Origin of the sequence: Candidatus Defluviibacterium haderslevense (assembly GCA_016712225.1) — a bacterium.
GTDB classification, from domain to species: Bacteria; Bacteroidota; Bacteroidia; order Chitinophagales; family Saprospiraceae; genus Vicinibacter; species Vicinibacter haderslevensis.
The window spans coordinates 3637546-3656068 of the sequence record JADJRL010000003.1; the positions used below are offsets into that span (position 1 = coordinate 3637546).

At 33.8% G+C, this 18523-nt stretch carries 15 protein-coding genes and 1 other RNA gene; 9 read left to right on the plus strand and 7 right to left on the minus strand.

Annotated features, from left to right (window positions below):
• Window positions 1–210: 210 nt before the first annotated feature.
• The 4 genes from IPK88_14215 to IPK88_14230 all read left to right on the plus strand — a co-directional run bounded on the left by IPK88_14215 (window position 211) and on the right by IPK88_14230 (window position 4883).
• A complete protein-coding gene (locus IPK88_14215) occupies window positions 211–2544 on the plus strand; it encodes a TonB-dependent receptor (protein MBK8244579.1) in 2334 nt (777 codons plus the stop codon).
• Window positions 2545–2546: 2 nt separating this feature from the next.
• Window positions 2547–3353, plus strand: coding sequence for a DUF4249 domain-containing protein (locus IPK88_14220; protein ID MBK8244580.1), 807 nt, complete (start codon window positions 2547–2549; stop codon window positions 3351–3353).
• Window positions 3354–3509: 156 nt separating this feature from the next.
• The gene (locus IPK88_14225; GenBank protein MBK8244581.1) at window positions 3510–4409 is read left to right on the plus strand and encodes a hypothetical protein; all 900 of its coding nucleotides are present in this window, start codon (window positions 3510–3512) and stop codon (window positions 4407–4409) included.
• A gap of 54 nt (window positions 4410–4463) precedes the next feature.
• Window positions 4464–4883 carry a DUF393 domain-containing protein gene (locus tag IPK88_14230; GenBank protein MBK8244582.1) on the plus strand — a complete coding sequence of 140 codons (420 nt, stop codon included), beginning with the start codon at window positions 4464–4466 and terminating at the stop codon, window positions 4881–4883.
• A 460-nt stretch (window positions 4884–5343) separates the two neighbouring features.
• On the opposite strand, the gene IPK88_14235 is transcribed toward IPK88_14230, so the two are convergent.
• Entirely contained in the window at window positions 5344–6258 is a 915-nt protein-coding gene (locus IPK88_14235) for a DUF1295 domain-containing protein (protein MBK8244583.1), read from the minus strand.
• A gap of 183 nt (window positions 6259–6441) precedes the next feature.
• Here IPK88_14235 and ssrA point away from each other — a divergent pair.
• Both ssrA and IPK88_14245 read left to right on the plus strand, forming a co-directional pair.
• Window positions 6442–6808, plus strand: a transfer-messenger RNA (tmRNA) gene (gene ssrA / locus IPK88_14240).
• Window positions 6809–7168: 360 nt separating this feature from the next.
• Window positions 7169–9412 (plus strand): caspase family protein, encoded by a 2244-nt coding sequence (locus IPK88_14245; GenBank protein MBK8244584.1) that lies wholly within the window; start codon window positions 7169–7171, stop codon window positions 9410–9412.
• 193 nt (window positions 9413–9605) lie between these two features.
• Here IPK88_14245 and IPK88_14250 read toward each other — a convergent pair whose 3' ends face one another.
• Window positions 9606–11510 (minus strand): hypothetical protein, encoded by a 1905-nt coding sequence (locus IPK88_14250; protein ID MBK8244585.1) that lies wholly within the window; start codon window positions 11508–11510, stop codon window positions 9606–9608.
• A gap of 401 nt (window positions 11511–11911) precedes the next feature.
• Between IPK88_14250 and IPK88_14255 the strand changes: the two genes are divergently transcribed.
• Both IPK88_14255 and IPK88_14260 read left to right on the plus strand, forming a co-directional pair.
• On the plus strand, window positions 11912–12718 hold the full coding sequence (locus tag IPK88_14255; GenBank protein ID MBK8244586.1) for a hypothetical protein: 807 nt from the start codon (window positions 11912–11914) through the stop codon (window positions 12716–12718).
• A gap of 172 nt (window positions 12719–12890) precedes the next feature.
• The gene (locus IPK88_14260) at window positions 12891–13739 is read left to right on the plus strand and encodes a CPBP family intramembrane metalloprotease (protein MBK8244587.1); all 849 of its coding nucleotides are present in this window, start codon (window positions 12891–12893) and stop codon (window positions 13737–13739) included.
• Window positions 13740–13830: 91 nt separating this feature from the next.
• On the opposite strand, the gene IPK88_14265 is transcribed toward IPK88_14260, so the two are convergent.
• On the minus strand, window positions 13831–14256 hold the full coding sequence (locus IPK88_14265; GenBank protein MBK8244588.1) for a TonB family protein: 426 nt from the start codon (window positions 14254–14256) through the stop codon (window positions 13831–13833).
• A gap of 126 nt (window positions 14257–14382) precedes the next feature.
• On the minus strand, window positions 14383–14949 hold the full coding sequence (locus IPK88_14270; GenBank protein MBK8244589.1) for a DUF1572 family protein: 567 nt from the start codon (window positions 14947–14949) through the stop codon (window positions 14383–14385).
• A gap of 100 nt (window positions 14950–15049) precedes the next feature.
• Here IPK88_14270 and IPK88_14275 point away from each other — a divergent pair, with 100 nt between their 5' ends.
• Window positions 15050–15622: a hypothetical protein gene (locus IPK88_14275; protein ID MBK8244590.1), complete on the plus strand. Its 573-nt coding sequence runs from the start codon at window positions 15050–15052 to the stop codon at window positions 15620–15622.
• Here IPK88_14275 and trmD read toward each other — a convergent pair.
• The 3 genes from trmD to IPK88_14290 all read right to left on the minus strand — a co-directional run bounded on the left by trmD (window position 15619) and on the right by IPK88_14290 (window position 18452).
• Window positions 15619–16296 (minus strand): tRNA (guanosine(37)-N1)-methyltransferase TrmD, encoded by a 678-nt coding sequence (trmD, locus tag IPK88_14280; GenBank protein MBK8244591.1) that lies wholly within the window; start codon window positions 16294–16296, stop codon window positions 15619–15621. The two genes, IPK88_14275 and trmD, sit on opposite strands and share 4 nt — an antisense overlap.
• Before the next feature lie 103 nt (window positions 16297–16399).
• A complete protein-coding gene (locus tag IPK88_14285; GenBank protein MBK8244592.1) occupies window positions 16400–17005 on the minus strand; it encodes an FKBP-type peptidyl-prolyl cis-trans isomerase in 606 nt (201 codons plus the stop codon).
• A 79-nt stretch (window positions 17006–17084) separates the two neighbouring features.
• On the minus strand, window positions 17085–18452 hold the full coding sequence (locus IPK88_14290) for a dipeptidase (GenBank protein ID MBK8244593.1): 1368 nt from the start codon (window positions 18450–18452) through the stop codon (window positions 17085–17087).
• Between the last annotated feature and the right edge of the window lie 71 nt (window positions 18453–18523).

Here is an 18523-nt window from a genome sequence, read left to right on the forward strand (position 1 = left end):
AAGTTTAAAGATAGTGTGATTTTATAAAAAAAATAGGGTGATAATTATCTAAGTCTTTACCAAGCGTCATAAAGTTAAATGAACACCACAAACATCATGTTAAAAAATTAATAAAAATATTTTATTTTTTAACATTCATGAAACATTATCTTGATTCAATCGTTTTGCTAACTTACTATATGCATCCTTATTTCTAATCCTGTAATGTATATGAAAATTAAATTTGTTAAAGCTATTCTCATTTTTTGTTTATTGTTGTTTCAATTCACTTTGGTCCATGCACAAAACTTTACGATTAGTGGTACACTGAAAGATGCATCCAATGGTGAAGATTTAATTGGTGCGTCAGTGCTTTTGAAAGATAAAACGACCATTGGTGCGTCAACAAATACCTATGGTTTTTATTCTTTGACTTTGCCAAAAGGAAACTATGTAATAAGGTTTCAATATATTGGATATTTGACAGTGGAAGAAACGATCGTACTCGATCATGATCTAAAAATAAGTAAAGAGTTAACACCTGAATCTAAATTATTGGAAGAGGTGGTTGTTAAATCTGAAAAGGAAAATAAAAATGTTTCCAAGAATGAAATGTCCGTAGTTAAGTTGGATCCTAAAGCCATTGAAAATATTCCAGTAATATTTGGTGAAAAAGATATCATCAAAACCTTACAACTAACGCCCGGTGTTAAATCCGCAGGAGATGGGAATGCAGGCTTCTATGTTCGCGGTGGTGCCATTGATCAGAATCTAATATTGTTAGATGAGGCTCCTGTCTATAATGCATCGCATCTTCTGGGATTCTTCTCCGTGTTTAATTCTGATGCATTAAAGGATGTAACTCTTTATAAGGGTTCGATGCCCGCAGAATACGGCGGTCGTGGTTCCTCTGTACTGGATATAAAAATGAAAGATGGAAATAATAAAAAATTAAATGCATCTGGTGGTATTGGATTAATTTCTTCACGTCTTACCGTTGAAGCACCTATACAAAAAGATGAAGGCTCTTTCATCGTTTCGGGTCGCAGGACTTATGCAGATTTATTTCTCAAATTATCAAAAGATACAACCATCAATGATGCAAGATTGTATTTCTATGATTTAAATGCAAAAGCAAATTATAAAATCAGTAATAAAGACCGATTGTTTTTATCTGGATATTTTGGTAGAGATGTTTTGGGTGTAACTGGCTTTGGTTTGGACTGGGGAAATTATACAGGGACTTTGCGTTGGAATCATTTATTCAGTGATCAATTGTTTTCCAACACTTCACTTATATTTAGCAATTTCGATTATCAATTTAAAATTGGTACCGATGATGTAGAGTTTAAAGTAAAAGCTTCTATTCAGGATTGGAACTTGAAACAAGATTTTAGTTATTTTCCGAATTCAAAAAATACCATCAAGTATGGTTTTAATGCAATACATCATACTTTTCTTCCTACTTCACTTGAAGCAGGTGTCAATAGCAGTTTTGATAATTCAACTACTGAAAATAAATTCGCATACGAAGGAGGGCTTTATGTTCAAAATGATTGGAAAGTGAATGAACGCATTGGTGTCCAATATGGCTTAAGATATTCGCTGTTTGATTATGTTGGAAAAGGCACAGCATACACTTTTGATGAGCTTGGAAATAAAACTTCTGAAACTAAATATGCAAAAGGAAAAACCATTAAATATTATGGTGGACTAGAACCACGTCTTTCTGTGAAGTATGAAATTGATCCCGCACAATCCATTAAAGCAGGATATACTCGAAATAATCAATACATGCATTTGTTGTCGAATTCCACAACATCTTCGCCAACAGATCTTTGGGTGCCGAGCAGTAATAATGTGAAACCACAAGTAGTTGATCAGGTATCATTAGGATATTTTAGAAATTTTCTAGATAATAAGTATGAATGTTCATTCGAAACTTACTACAAGAACTTAGGCAATCAAATCGATTATCGTAACGGAGCTGATCTAATATTTAATGCAGAGTATGAAGGCGCATTAACCTATGGAAAAGGTATCGCTTATGGTGCAGAATTTTATGTAAAGAAATCTAAAGGAAAACTTACCGGTTGGATTAGTTATACCTTGTCGCGATCACTTAGAAAATTCAGCGATATTAATCATGGTGATTATTATCCGGCACGTCAGGATCGAATTCATGATGTAGCCATTGTTGGTATTTATAATTTAACCAATCGGATTACGGTTTCTGCAAACTGGGTTTTTAATACCGGTGATGCCGCAACATTTCCATCCGGAAAATATACCATTGATCAGATCCAGGTTCCCTATTATACAGAAAGAAATGGCTACAGATATCCTAATTATCATCGCTTAGATGTTGGAGTTACCTTTTTAGGGAAACCACGCAAACGATATGAAGGAAGTTGGAATGTATCCGTTTATAATGCTTATGCCAGAGAAAATGCATACACGATCACCTTTCAACAGAACGAAGATAATCCTGAAAAAACAGAAGCTTTAAGAACGGCTTTATTTAAAATCATTCCTTCTGTGACTTATAATTTTAAATTCAAATAATCATGATCAATAGATATTTATTTTTCGCAATTGCGATGGTTGGAATGTTTTCTTGTCAACAAGTTATCGATATAAATTTGAATGAATCGGCACCACAATTTGTTTTTGAAGCTGCCCTTGAAGAAGGTACTCATGATTTTAAAGTTCGGGCTACCAAGACCGGAAATTATTTTAGCACTGAAGCTCCAACACCCATTAAAGATGCAATCATTAAATTATCTACAGAACAGGGCGGTGAATTGTTATTAAATAATGAGAATAATGGTTATTATACACTTAACCAATATGCTGCACTAAATAATACCGATTATAAACTTACCATACAAACTGAAGGTAAAACATTTACGGCATCAAGTTACTTGCCTAAGTCGGTAGTATTAGATTCTGTTTCCGTTGAAAAAAATCCGCCTAATCCTTTTGGTGGCGAGGACAAGGATAGTTTATTTACCTTGTTTTGTAATTTTACGGATCCTAAAGATGAAGTCAATTATTATCAAATTAAAAGTGTGGTCAATGGTATCCCATCTTCCGAAGGTAATCAAATATTAGTCTTTGACGATCGCTTAACCAATGGTAATAAAATTCGAATCCCTATTTTTACCAGAGAATTTAAATTGGGTGATGTTGTAGAAGTATACCTATTATCCATTGACAAAAAAACCTTCGATTACTTTAACACTTTGTTGTTGATAGTGAGTGATGGCAACAGCAGTGCGGCTCCTGCTAATCCCATTTCCAATTGGTCAGACAATGCTTTGGGGTATTTTGGGGCTTATTCGGTTTCTAGCTTAAACGTTTTGGTTAAATAGACAAATTCGAGATTGATATTATTGAGGTTTGCCATGATATAAGTGATATAACCAAATTGGAGACTGAGTAAAAATATTTAATGTTAAAATAATAAATACAATATTTTACTGTTATATTTGAATTGAACTTTTATTATTTAACACCAAACTTTTAATATGATGAACCCTAGATTCTACACAACGTCCGCTTTTTTAATTCTTTTTGTAATTTTTTCTTCTTCTGTCTTCATGCCCAACATTGTGGTGGGACAAAGGAAGACACAGGTTTATTTTGGAGGTAATCTTCAGCATGCTTTAAATAAAAACAGGGTAGTTGCTGGTGAGATTTCTGAGTTCGATTTTGAAAGTGATACATTCTCTGTTTACAAACGATATGAGAGTACTTATAAGGTAAATACAGATTATAAATATTCAATAGGTTATGATATTGGATTAATGAATCAAGTTAGTATTCATAATAAATTTTACATTGGCTATGGTACCTATTTAAACTTTTATAAAATTAAATATAGGAATGGAGTTTCAAATTTTACAAAAGGTAAATTTATTCGTTCTGATACCATGACAATAATCAAAAGCGATCCTACCTTATATGACTCTACAGTATTCTTAGGTAGCCAAACATATGATACTTATAATACTTACCGACAATACGCCATTCAATTGCCGCTTGAGTTTGGATTTAGTTTGACTCAAAAATTTGAACTATTTGGAAATTTGGCATTAGGATTTATTATCAACCAAGAGCAATTAAGTGTTGAAGGGCATTTGAAAGAAACTAAGGTTATCAATGGCCGCAAAACAAATTTTATTGAATTTCAAAAGAACTATAGAACAAGCTATAATTATTCTCAACCAAAACTATCAATGGCATTAGGAGGACGATATAAATTATTTAAAAATACCTATTTAGATGGAAGCTTAAGTTATGATTTCGTGAATTTATTTAATAATAAATCCATTTATGGCAATGGTATATATACTAATGGGAACAATTTGAGTGCAATTACATTTAAACCCATCAGTTTGCATTTAGGCGTGAGTACCAAGTTTTAATGTTTTCCATATATGATGAATTAAACCAATGCTCAGTTCGTCTGTTCCTTATTTATGATTGCAGACACTGAAGAATTAAAACATGTTATTTTATATGATGGAGTGTGCAATTACTGCGATGCAATCGTTCAATTTTTGATTCGAGTTGATAAAAAGAATGACTTTAAATTCGCTCACATTACAAGTCAAACTGGAAGTAAAATGCTTAATAAATTTGGAATAGATTCAATCCTCCACGATTCCTTTATTTATGTAAAAGATCATGAATATTACATGTACAGCGATGGGGCAGGGCAGGTATTATTACAGCTTGGTGGTACTTATGCTGTAATGGGAAAAATATTACTGGCTATGCCACTAACCATTCGGGATGCTATTTATAAATGGGTAGCAAGAAACAGATATAAATTATTTGGCCGCAAACAATCATGTGATATTCAAAGTCAATCTATATTGGATAAATTCCTTATTTAAGTTTAACAGCTCCTCGCCTTGTTCAAGATTATTAGAAATGCGATAGAGAAGATTCTAAAATTAATTCAAGTAATAATCGATAATTATAAGTAGTAGTAGAAATTTTAACCGGCCTTAAAGGATGAACGAACCAAAAGACTTAAATATGTCTTTTGGTGAAGTGAACCTAAATAATTGGCGTAGTCTTCGAAGCCAATTATTTAGGCATGGAGGAAGCTGCATTAGAAACAAATTAGAATTTTTGGTTTCCCTCAGCCTGATACAGGCTTCGGTTCATTCGTTAATTTGTGATTTTGGATCACAAATTTCTTGCTGAGGCAAGATCACTCAATCATGTTTCATGAAAAAAGAACAAAAAGTTTTTATTAGAATCGAATTTTAATCTTTAGGAAAATTTCAGATAATTACAATCTCTTTTTTTAACAATTATCTGGTTGGAGTAAGGCAAAGAATTCTAATTTTACCAAAATTTCGGAATAAAACGCGGTGTACTTTTTTGATAATCTTTATATTTTGGATATTTAGTTAACGAAATATCTTCACTAAAGTCTGAGCTTCCTTTAAATAAAAGTAACAACAAAATACACCCTACAGCAGACCAATTCAACCACCTGTCTGTAGCTGCCACAGAAAATAAATAAAAGCAAATCCAGATAACTTGTTCTGATAAATAATTGGGGTGTCTCATTTTAGCCCATAAGCCTTGTTTGCAGAAGCCATCATCATAAGGACTTGGAACAATCTGATTGTTATTTATGAATTGATGTTTTGTGGTTTGAAAGTTATACTGCTGCTGGTCTGCAATAGTTTCGATTATAATAAAAGTAAACATCCCAATAGCTGCAATAATATCAATCCAATTTAAAGTATTATCACCTTGCCACGCCACTATCGTTGGAAGCGTAAATAAGAGTATCAAAGTATTCTGATACAAGCATATAAAGAATAAATTAAAAAGCCGCCATCCCCAAGTCGTATTCAAGCCTGGTTTTTGTCGCAAAACACGCCATCGATAGTCTTCTTCCCCTTTCCATGGAATCCAGTGGTAGGCACCCCGTCTGGAAAAGTTGTAAGTAAGTCGTACGCCCCAAATTAATACCAAGATAAACATCAGGCCCAATCTTGGGTGATAACCCGAGTCCATGAAAACTTTAAAGGCATAAAATATGGGTACTATGCTCCAGATTTTATCGACCTGACTAACATTACCGGTCAACTCACCGACTAAAAAGCAAATGCCGGCCACAATAAGCATTGAACAGAATAAATATTTTAAACTGCTTAATTGAGGCTCAACAATCGGTGCATCAAAGTAATAGCTAAAAATAGGAATGATAATAAGTGCGAAAATCAATAATAAGGCAACTCGCCACATAAATCTAAAATTTGTCTAAAGATCTATTTTATTTTTAAAAACATTACAGCTATTTTTTTATGATTAGGGCCGTTTTATTCAAGAGCTTTTGATAGAGGCAATTAGGGTTGTGAAAAAGTTTTTCCAATTTGTGAAACTTTATAGCACTCAGAATAGTTATATCGTTCAACTTATAAAAGTATAGGGGCTGAATGGAATCGACAGGAAACGCGGTCATTCAGTAAGCATGCCGTAGGATGATAGCTCACTACGTTAAAAATGGATATCGAATTACAACTGGCAATACATCTTTTGCCTTGGCTGCCTAATCTTAGAGATTAAGACGCCTTTGTGCCCCAGAATTGACGTCCGATAGGTACTGGCTGCACATCATAAAACTTCGGTCTAGTTCAAAGTAAGTCCCGGGCGGCGAACGAAATTAAGGGAATACGAACTTGAAAGGTCGTGATATTACCTCCTCAAGTTCCGACAATCAAAGATATCACTAAGCATGTAGAAAGCGGTTTGGTACTTTCTCTGGACCAGGGTTCGAATCCCTGCAGCTCCACTGGTTAATGGTGCGAATGCCGACGCTAACGGTCGGCATGATGACCGCATGGAATGCGCGTCAGCATCCCTGCAGCTCCACTGGTTAATGGTTCGAATGCCGACGCTAATGGTCGGCATGGTGACCGCATGGAATGCACGTCAGCATGCCATTGGCTTTAGGCGGCATAGTGACCACATGAAATGTGTGTCAGTATCCCTGCAGCTCCACTTATTAGTCGTCAGTCGAAAGTCATCGGTTATAAAGGGTCTTTTTAGTAAATAGTGGTCAACTGGTGAAAATTGGCGATGAAATGTTTGGTAGGATGCCTTTAGTCCTACTTAAATCGACAAGAACTCATCTGAAGTCAATAATGAAATATTTATGGGAATTAAACAATTGTTTTTATTTGTTTTATCAATTGGAATTGTTAGCAAACTCGATGCACAAGCTAAAGGTGCGTCTCCCATACTATCTTCAAAATCATCCACTCTAAATTCATCTACATATGCCGTAGTTATTGGCATTTCGGATTATCAAAACCCCTCCATACCCGATTTGCGATATGCAGATAAGGATGCCGAAGTATTTGCGAACTACCTAAGATCAAATGCCGGAGGGAGGCTTGATGAAGACCACCTAAAAGTGTTGATTAATCAACAGGCAACAATGGCTCAATTTGCCAATGCCTTAGACTGGTTATGGGAAGTTTGTAAGGAAGGTGATCAGGCCATAATCTATTTCTCAGGTCATGGGGATGTGGAGAAAAAAAGTTTGACCCAGCCCGGGTTTCTCTTATGTTGGGATTCTCCGGCACATGTATATATGGCAGGAGGGGCATTTGCCTTACCCATGCTTCAAGAAGTTATTTCTACGCTATCTATACAGAACAAAGCTAAAGTGGTTGTTATTACGGATGCGTGTCATTCGGGAGTTTTAGCAGGCAGTTCAGTTGGAGGTGCTCATGCTACAGCCTCTAATCTTGCTAAGCAATATGCCAATGAAGTAAAAATTATGTCTTGTCAACCTAATGAATACAGCATTGAAGGAGAACAATGGGGTGGTGGCCGTGGCGCATTTTCTTTTCATTTGGTTGAAGGATTATATGGTTTCGCAGATAGCAATAATGATCAATTAGTTACGCTTCAGGAAATGGGGCGATACTTAGAAGACCATGTTACCAATGAAGTTGTGCCCATAAGTCAAGTGCCCATGATTATTGGTAATCGTACAGAAAGATTGGCAACTGTTGATTCAGAATTATTGTCCTCCATAAAGTCAGGAAAAGGCAATCAATATCAATTGTTTAGTTCAATTGATTCAAAAGGAATCGAAGAAGAAGTGCTTAAAGGATTGGATTCTTCAATATTGGTAATGTATCAACATTTCAAAAGCGCTTTAAAAAATAAAACACTATTAGAACCTAAAAATGATTGTGCTGATTTCTATTATGAGCAATTAATTAAAGTGGCAGAATTAGACAGATTACATTCTACCATGCGAAGAAATTATGCTGCAGTCTTACAAGACGAATCCCAACAGGTTATGAATAATTGGATTGGAATGGATATCAAACAAATGAGTCTATCTGTTAAATCAAGAGTTAATAAATATGGAGTTTATCCACGTTATCTTGAACGAGCTATGGAGCTTTTAGGGAGTAATCATTATATGTATAAGTCCTTACAATCAAGAAAGTATTTTTTTGAAGGTTACCTTTCCAATTTATCTAATCGCAATGCTAATAAAGTGGAAGGTCAAAAGGCTATGGCTTTGTTTGATCTTTCACTTCAATGGCAATCAGATTTGCCTCACGTATATTGGCAGAAAAGTTTAATATATGGGTATTGCTATTTGCAACTCGACTCTGCCATTTTTTATGCGCGTAAAGCTATGGAACTACAGCGCTCATGGCTATTACCTTGCTATACTACTGCGGTACTTTTTAGTAGAATTCCAAAATCTATAGATAATGCAGTTCCTTTTTTGGAAGAAGCAGTAAGTATAGATTCTAATTCCGTAATGGTATGGCAAGCCTATGGAGATTATTGGAATTTAAAAAATGAGTTAGTAAAAGCTGAGCAGTGTTATAAAAAGGCGATCCTAGCTGATTCGATTCAGTCAGTACCTTATTTAAATATTTCTTCACTTTATCAAAAATTAAATAGATATGACGATGCTGAATTAATGATTAATAAGGCTTTAACATTAGATTCAACGCAACCGGAAGTTTATGGAAATTATGGTTTGTTGTTAAAGAAAATGAAAAGATTTGCTGAGGCTGAAATCATCTTAAAAAAATCTTTAAAACTAGACCCTTTACAATCAAATGTTTGGGGGACTTTAGGGTTGGTTTATGCTATTCTTAATCAATATGAAGATGCTGAAATGGCGTTTGATAAAGCAATAAAAAATGATTCACGTAACCTCAACGCACAAATCAACATGGTTTGCTTGTTGTCCATTCAAAAGAAGAAAGATAAAGCATTTGAATATTTGTATGAAGCTTTCAAAAATGGATTCAAGGATTACAACGGACTTCAGGAAGACCCTGATCTTGCTTATCTACGAAGCCTGCCCGAATGGGAAGCATTGATAGCTAAATATTTTCCAGAGAAAATGAAATGATAATATTGGATAGTAATGGACATTATGTTCAATTTAATATCATTGTTTGTTCTGTTATAGTTACTATAAATCATCATTTATGTTTGAAGAATTTATAACATAACTCAATTAAAAATAGTAAGCCAAATATAAATAATCAAACATAAAGATTGAAAATTCATATTTGGCTTGTGTTGGTTTTATTGGTATCTCATTATTTCGTAACCTGATATTTTATTTTTTCAGAATTGCCATTCGAATCAATAAGAAGAATATACATGCCTGAAGTTTGTGGAGCCTGTATTTCAGATTTCAATTGCTGAACAGTAAATCGACCTATAATGCGACCATCTACGCTTATCCATTGACAATTATAAGGAGGAAGAAGTTTAATTGATTCATCAAGTTGAAATGTGCTACCTGAGGGCACTACACGTATTTGTTGGCCACCATCCATTTTTATAATCTTTGGTTTGGTCTTCGGTCTCTCAGTTTCCAATTGACCAAAATTTAATTTAATTTCATCAGCATATTTGCAATCTGCAATTTGTATGCTCCATTCGGCCAGATAAGTACCTTTTACAGAAGCGGTAACTTTGGATTGAGGATTATTTACATTCTCAAAACTTAGATTACCTGGTCCTGATATTTTTTTCCATGTTCCACTTGGCCCATTGGTTGCATTTAAATTGGTAAATAAGCGACTTGTTGAGACGTCTTTACCTGCATTCGGTAAGTACAAACTCTCATCTATTAATTCTTTACCCATATCGAAGGTCAACAATTTATATTCTGTTCCATAAACAATTTCACATTCCAGAAATAATTCATAATCAGACTTAATTTTTATCTCCAATAAGTCATCAGATTTAATTGTAGGTGCTGATGTATTGATTAGATCCTTAAGAATGTAATTATATTTAATGGAATAATCTTTATTAGGGGAGCAAGAGTTATTTTCAACAATTACTTTATAAAATAATTTATTATTCTTACATGTGCGTTCTAATTTTGTTGAGAATGAAGGAATGAATTGATATACGTTGTAATAATCATCGCATTGTTGCTTGCCTCGTGAATGATATTCGTAATAATTATTGCACTCTTTGATTAATTTTCCTTCTGTGTTTTTATAATAATCTTTATCATGATTGCCAATGTAAAATTGAGCAATAGCATCTGGCTTATCGCTTACTTGTATTGAAGCAACCTTGACGATTTCACAGCCTTCAGGACTGATTTGTTTGCTTCGGTATAACCCACTTTGCGTTATGTCTTGATCATACCACTTATAAGGATTTGGGTCCACTTGTTCATGACATAAGAAATTATTATTATCTCGAACATCACCAGATGGATTGACAATAACCTGGCTACATTGCTGATTAGACCTTGCATAGCTTTGTCCATTTGAAGCTTCAAGAACGGCTTCTACACAGAGTGTATAGGTCCCTGGAGTTACAAACTTATGATTTATTTTTCGAGTCTTACTTTGTAGTTTTTGTTTATTTAAAGTCCATTCATAATGTAAATTGGGACGTTTAATTTCTGATGCAAAAAATTCATTCGACACATTGGCACAAACATTAATTTTTTTACTTGGTTCTGCATTGATTTCAGAAATCTCACCAGTTTCACATGTGCCATTGCCTCCTTCAACTGAAAAAATCACATCTCCTTCATCCCCTGAGCAGCCATCTGTAAATAAATAATATGTTTGGCAAGGTTCTGTAACTAAATTAATAACTCTATGAACTGGTCCAACACAATTAGGTTCACAGTGTACAGATTGATTGAATTCACAATTGGTCCATATGCCAAATTGGATCCCTGTACCGTTGACTGTGAGATTATTAAGATCAATCGTTATCGTGACAGGTCCTCCACCTGAAACAAATGACCACCACAAGGTATTATGAGGTCCTCCACCGTGTGGACATAATGGTATTGCTCCTGAAGCTTTTGAAGAATAAGTAGAACACCAATTCCCGTTCAATTCTTCTGGTGACATGAGCAAAGTTGCCGTTGGACAATCCTCAGAACCTGGAATAAAACATTGGGCTTTTAATGTATTTGTAAATAAGAGACCAAAAAGGATAATGCAGTAAAAATGTTTCATAATTAAGTATTTTATTAATGATGAGACACTCGAATAATTAGAAACGCTGCTTTAAATCTTAACTAATTTTAATAAGTCATAAAAATGCTCAATGATGAAGTTCTAATTTATGTAGTTATAATAAGAACAACATGAATAATATCAAGTTATAAATAAAATAATGGATATGATTACCAAATTTTGATATTTTTACATAGTATATCGACGAATGATGTTCGTCGAAATACTTATTTTATGATTATTTGACAATGATTTTGATAGCAATATGGCTACCTTCAATAGAATTATTTTTATTTATTTTATCTTGTTTGCACTGTACTATTTATTTACAAGAAGTTTTTTATTTGTTGTAAAATGGTTTGTGATAATGATTTCTGCAATAACTAAATGTTAAATATATTATGAAGTATTGGTTTTTACTTTTAATCTTGCAATCATGTTTTACGAAGCAAATAAATAATTTTGATGAAATTCAAATACAAGCATACACTGATTCTTCAAGGATTGAATTATTTATCAAATCCGACTCAATAATCATTTTTCAAGTCATTGGATCCCAAGAATTCTACCCGCCTTTCAAGAAAATGGAATATAGATTAGCAACAAATTATTTAAAGAATGAAGTTTTATTTCAAGATATAAAAGAGGAGATAAAAGTTGTATTGAACGATACTTTTATTCAAGAAGCTAAGATCAGGTTGGATGGAGATTCTCCATCAAAAATGGCTTTCCTTTTAAGGGATAGCATAATTAAATCTTGTAGCTTTTATGGAATGGAGCCTAATTGTAAGGAACTAGTGAATATTAAGAATAAATATTTAGAATATGTGAAATCTCACGAATGGAATACATATAATACAAACAAACTATTGCATGTTTCAAGGATTTTAAATATGGATTCTGTTAAAATTAGTACAATTAAGCCTTATAAACTTAAGGGTAAAATTGTTAACCTTGTTTATGATTCAGAATTAAAAACAATTAAAGATTCTAGTAATTTAAATACACTAGTGAATAAAATCATCCATTTACCAATTTTGCCTAATTTGAAGCTTTCAGATATTGACACTTTCTTGCCAAATTATAGATTGGATTTTTATAGAGGTCGATTAATTGAATTTAGGCTTCAAACAGATTTGCATTTAATGCCATTTGACTTTTACCAAACTTTGATTGTCGATTCTACTTTTATTGACATGGTATTTTAGTATTTTTTGGTACGTGTGTACATATTGTTTGTCCTTATTTATTGTGTAAGTATTTGCTATTGGTAGTTATCTGAAAGTAACTTTGAGGATTGGTTAAATTATTCCAACTTTTGAGTTAAATTTGTATCATTTTAAGAAAATTGACTATCTAATTTACATTTTAAATGGAAAAATGACTTTAAAATTTAATCAAATAAAATGGATCCATTTTAGTCCAATCCTGAAAAGTCTACTTTTTTGGATTCTATTTTTGTTTTCTCTTTTTCTAATCGGCGTATTTATTTGTCCAATATTTCCGACTCAATGGGAACGCTTTATATATGGTATTTTTGGAACTATTGCAGCAATTGGAATTACCTGGGTGTTTGTTAAGTGGGAAGGAAAGTCTTTTCGAGATTATAATTTAGTTTGGAAACGAAATACACTATTGAATTTTTCTATGGGTTTGGTTATCGGAGTTATTTTATTATTATTCATAATTGGACTTTTGGTTTTGTTTTCGGACATTGAATTGGTTGCTTCAATTAATAAATGGAATATCGCTCAATTATTTTGGATGTTAGCTATTATTCCATTGGCTCTTATGGAGGAAATCGCATTCAGATCTTATCCATTTTTGGAACTGAATCATCGGTATGGATTTAGATTGACACAGTGGTTTGTTGCTATTGCTTTTGCATCCTATCATATTGTTCAAGGATGGAATATTTCCATTGCTTTTCTTGGACCTGCAATATGGGCTTTTGTTTTTGGATTAGGGGCTATCGTTTCTCGTGGGATTGCATTGCCAACTGGCATACATGTTGCACTTAATATTGGACAACAGGTGTTTGGTATGCAAGGAGAAAATTCCAACGCCATTTGGATATTAAAACAACCTGAAGGATCATCAGCTGAAGCAATCGCACGTACAGATCAGGTAGGTTTGTTAACCCAAATTTTGGTTCTTGTTTTAGCGATATGGGCAACTGAATTTTATATTCGGAAAAACCAATTAAATTTAAAGGACTCTAGTTTGTAAAATGGTTAAAGTGCAAGCATTTTATTTAGTTCAAAAAGAAACTCAAAGTTTTACTTTATTTCTTTGAATAATTGGTAAATGCTTAAATTTATTATGTTATAATCGTATAATGATAGGATGGAGGTTCGTTTGTTGTTTTGCTAGGTTCAATGGTGTAAGTATATGTTGTTTGAATGGACTGTTCGATTGGGGTATTTGGTGATTTAAAATGGATCTGTATCGTTTTATAAAATTTGAATTTCAAATCCCTACTTTTGCTAACTTTAAATTCTAATAAACGAACGACGCGCTCTGCTTCTTCATCACAACCATAACCAATTCCAGAAATGACTTTAGTTTGTGTAATATGTCCTTTGTAGTTGATTTCATATTTTACAATGACAGTACCTTCGATTTTATTTTCGATGGCTTCAAGAGGATACTTTAAATGATTGGTGATGAATTGAAATAATTTTTTATCACCACCTTCGTAAGTTAAAGTGGGTAAAAATTTCTTTGGATGGATTGGTTTTTTCAAAGATATAAATTCGTCTTTTGATTCTTAAAAATATTTGAAAGATAAAAAATCAGTTATACAATGGAAGAATTTTCTTAATAAATCATGGTTATAAAGTTAATTACAAATGTGATATCATTGTTAGATTTATTTTTGGTCAAGCACTTCTTTGGTAAAATGTTCTATTTTTTTATCGTGCGAAAATTTGTTTTGATTGTATGACCCAGATTGGCTTCTCGGAATTGATAATGAATTCCAATGTTCATTTGCTGCCATTTTACCAATATATATGATTTGACCTATATGATACGGGTAGTGAGCCAATTGTCGATTTAACGCTTCAAGTACGGTATGCCCTTGATTTCTAATGTAGATGATCCGATCCAGATCAGCTTCCGTGAGCGAATTTAACGCATTAAATAAACAGGACCATCCTTTGTCCCATAAGTCTTGCATTTCTTGCCGAGTATGAATATTGTTTTCAAATTCCTCATCTCTGTTTCGCCATGTTTTTTCCCCATCAGATTCCAAGAAATCAGTCCAGCGTGATAGCATGTTACCATTTAAATGGTGAACTATAGTGGCTATGCTGTTGCTTTCTTCGTTGTATTGCCAAAATAATGCCTCGTCAGTGACTTGTTCAAATGTTTTCTCTCCAAGTAATTTGTAGTATTCGAATTGTTGTCTAACACTATCTAGATAATTATTATTCATGGTCGATGTTTTACAAGGATTAAATGATGACCTTTAAACAAATCCAATTTGAAGAATGTTTATATGCTTATTGATTTCTACTTGTATTAATCATTTTGAAATGCATGAATTGAACTTTAAAATCCTTTCAGATGCACTGATATCCTCTTCATTTAGACATTTAGGGATATTAACTTTCCAGGAAGCTGCTCAATATATTTGTAATTTACCATATAAACGTAATGTATTTAAAGATAATGTACTTTGTGTATTTGAGGATGGTGGTGGTACATGTAGCACTAAACACGCATTATTGAAGACCTTAGCTATTGAAAACAACGTAAATGAATTGCAATTAATCGTAGGTATCTTTCGAATGAATCCATTCAATACGCCACAGATAAGTTCATGTTTAGAAAACTACCATTTAAGTTATATCCCTGAAGCCCATTGTTATCTTAAATACAATCATAAAATATTAGACTTTACAGGTGTTTCATTTTTAGAAAAGAAATTTATAGTTGACCTACTAGATGAATTTGAGATCGCTCCTCATCAAATTTCAGATTATAAAATAGCAAGACATCAGAACTTTTTATCGAATTGGTTAAATGAACATCGGGAAATTTCTTATTCAATGGAAGAAATATGGAAGATACGAGAAGAGTGTATTAAGATATTGTCCAAAGTTTAATCTTTTAAAAGATCCGGTCTGCGATTTTTGGTGCGTTCCAAGGCTTGTTCGAATCGCCACTCATCAATTTTAGCCTGATGACCGCTCAACAATATGTCAGGCACTTCATAACCTCTGAAGGAAGCGGGGCGACTGTAAACTGGTGGTGCTAACATATCATCTTGAAATGAATCTGTCAATGCTGACGTTTCATCATTGAGTACACCGGGAATCAATCTTCCAATTGCATCTGTTAATACCATAGCAGCTAATTCACCACCACTGAGTACATAATCACCGATGCTGATTTCGATGGTAATCCAATGGTCGCGAACTCTTTGATCAATGCCCTTATAATGACCGCATATTAAAAGTAAATTTTGTTTAAGGCTTAAGGAATTAGCCATTTGTTGATTTAAGGTCTGACCATCTGGACTTAAATATATGACTTCATCATATTGGGTAGTTTTTTGTAATGCTTCTATGCAGTTGACCAATGGCTCTATTAACATGACCATTCCTGCACCGCCTCCGAAAGCGTAATCATCAACTTGTCTATAAGCGTTAAGCCCAAAAGATTTAAGATCAATAATATTTATTTCTAATAATCCCTTGGTCTGAGCTCTTTGAATTATTGAATGATTTAAAGGTCCTTCAAGTAGGGCAGGCAATAACGATATGATATCTATTTTCATTCCAATTTTAAAATCAAGATATAAGTCTTACACTAATATAAAAATATCTGACCAAGAGTTACAAGGTCAGATATTTTTATTGAAAATTTAAATTTACTTTGTATTATTCTATTCCTAGTAACTCTACTTCAAATATTAAAGCTGAAAACGGCTTGATGTCTGCACCTGCACCACGTTCTCCATAGGCTAAAGAGTAGGGTATGAAAAATCTGAATTTTGATCCTACCGGCATAAGTTGTAATCCTTCGGTCCAGCCTTTGATGACACCGTTTAATGGAAAGGAAATGGGTTCATTTCTTTCTACTGAACTATCAAATACTTTACCATTAATCAGTGTTCCATGATAATGTGTTTTTACGGTACTTGAAGCTGTTGGTTTTGGACCAGTTCCCATTTTTATAACTTCGTATTGTAAACCACTAGGAAGGGTAGTGACTCCGGGTTTTTTACTATTAGCAAGAAGAAAAGCTTCACCTTCTTCTTTTATTGGACCTGCCAATTTTGCATTCTCAGCTTCTGCTTTGATAGCGTTTTCTTGTGCAGCTTTAGAATAAATTTCTGATGCATCTTTTATTGAAATGCTAGTTTTCTTATCTGCAAAAATGGCTTCTAATGCCTCAACTACATCTGGTGCAGAGATTTTAGTAAATCCTTGTTGTTTAAGTGTAGTTCCAAATAATACGCCAATGCTGTAACTCAATGAATCCATCTTTAATTGTTGATTTTGTGCAGATGCAGTATTGATTAAAAAGCATCCACAGGTGAATAAAATAAAATGTTTTAACATGTTAATGATTGTTTTTAATGGTTGAAAAGTTTTTATGAAAAATTGGAATCGTCTCTATTCCTTTATAGAAATTAAATAAACCAAAATGTTCGTTTGGTGAATGAATGTTGTCTGAATCCAAGCCAAAACCCATGAGAACTGTTTTTAAGCCTAATATCCTTTCGAATAATGCTATAATAGGAATACTACCGCCGCCTCGGGTAGGAATCGGTTTTTTACCAAATGTCGTTTCTATGGCATCAGCAGCAGCTTGATAAGCGGCACTATTGGTTGGAGTAACAACTGGTTCCCCTCCATGAAGTTCGGTAACTTTTACCTTTACATATGGTGGAGCTATTTGCTCTATATATTTAGTAAATAATTGAGCCGTTTCGTGTGATTTTTGATTAGGAACCAAGCGCATTGAAATTTTGGCATAGGCTTTAGAAGGCAAAACTGTTTTTGCGCCTTCCCCAGTATATCCACCCCATATGCCATTTAGCTCCAGGGTTGGACGAATTCCAGTCCTTTCCAATGTAGTGAAATTTTTCTCACCCCAAACTTCATTGATTTCAAGATCTTTTTTATACTGATCTAAAACGAAAGGTGCTTTATTTAAATCAGTTCTTTCGGCTTCTGTAAGTTCTATTACACTATCATAGAACCCCGGAATGGTGATATGATTATTCTCGTCATGCATGCCTGAGATCATCTGAGCCAAAATAGTAATTGGATTAGCTACAGCTCCTCCATAAACTCCGGAATGCAAATCCCGATTAGGGCCAGTTACTTCTACTTCCATATATGCCAATCCCCTTAGTCCTGTTTCTATGGATGGGTTTTCCATACTAATCATGGATGTATCACTTACCAATACGATATCCGCTTTAAGTTTTTCTTTATTTTCTTCCAAAAAGCTTCCCAAATTAGAACTTCCTACCTCTTCTTCTCCCTCAATGATATACTTGACATTACAGCACAAGTTATTAGTAGCCAACATGGTTTCTAAAGCTTTAACATGCATGTAGACTTGACCTTTGTCATCACAAGCTCCTCTGGCGTAAATTTTATCATCCTTCACTACTGGTTCAAAAGGACCACTAGTCCATAAATCCAATGGATCAGGAGGCTGGACATCGTAATGTCCATAAGTCAGGATGGTCGGTAGGTTGGGATCTAATATTTTGTGTGCATATACTATGGGGTGACCCTTAGTTGGGCAAATTTCAGCATGGGTGCAGCCAGCCTTTAATAAAGCTGTTTTGACAGCCTCTGCACAGCGGGCCGTGTCCTCATTGTGTTTGGTATCCGCACTAACAGATGGAATCTTTAATAATTCAATGAGTTCATCTAGAAATCTTTGTTTGTTTGAATGGATATAGTCTATCATATGTTTTTGTGTATTTAGCAGGAAAAAAAATAACGAATTCAGGGGTATCCAGGCTTGGTACAATTGACCTC

Excerpts from the sequence above, each read along its gene's own strand:
- trmD (MBK8244591.1), bottom strand. The coding sequence starts at position 16,296 with ATGAAAATAGATATCATATCGTTATTGCCTGCCCTACTTGAAGGACCT.
- IPK88_14245 (MBK8244584.1), top strand. The coding sequence starts at position 7,169 with ATGGGAATTAAACAATTGTTTTTATTTGTTTTATCAATTGGAATTGTT.
- IPK88_14225 (MBK8244581.1), top strand. The coding sequence starts at position 3,510 with ATGATGAACCCTAGATTCTACACAACGTCCGCTTTTTTAATTCTTTTT.
- IPK88_14220 (MBK8244580.1), top strand. The coding sequence starts at position 2,547 with ATGATCAATAGATATTTATTTTTCGCAATTGCGATGGTTGGAATGTTT.
- IPK88_14230 (MBK8244582.1), top strand. The coding sequence starts at position 4,464 with ATGATTGCAGACACTGAAGAATTAAAACATGTTATTTTATATGATGGA.
- IPK88_14260 (MBK8244587.1), top strand. The coding sequence starts at position 12,891 with ATGACTTTAAAATTTAATCAAATAAAATGGATCCATTTTAGTCCAATC.
- IPK88_14235 (MBK8244583.1), bottom strand. The coding sequence starts at position 6,258 with ATGTGGCGAGTTGCCTTATTATTGATTTTCGCACTTATTATCATTCCT.
- IPK88_14215 (MBK8244579.1), top strand. The coding sequence starts at position 211 with ATGAAAATTAAATTTGTTAAAGCTATTCTCATTTTTTGTTTATTGTTG.
- IPK88_14270 (MBK8244589.1), bottom strand. The coding sequence starts at position 14,949 with ATGAATAATAATTATCTAGATAGTGTTAGACAACAATTCGAATACTAC.
- IPK88_14290 (MBK8244593.1), bottom strand. The coding sequence starts at position 18,452 with ATGATAGACTATATCCATTCAAACAAACAAAGATTTCTAGATGAACTC.
- IPK88_14275 (MBK8244590.1), top strand. The coding sequence starts at position 15,050 with ATGCATGAATTGAACTTTAAAATCCTTTCAGATGCACTGATATCCTCT.
- IPK88_14285 (MBK8244592.1), bottom strand. The coding sequence starts at position 17,005 with ATGGATTCATTGAGTTACAGCATTGGCGTATTATTTGGAACTACACTT.
- IPK88_14250 (MBK8244585.1), bottom strand. The coding sequence starts at position 11,510 with ATGAAACATTTTTACTGCATTATCCTTTTTGGTCTCTTATTTACAAAT.
- IPK88_14255 (MBK8244586.1), top strand. The coding sequence starts at position 11,912 with ATGAAGTATTGGTTTTTACTTTTAATCTTGCAATCATGTTTTACGAAG.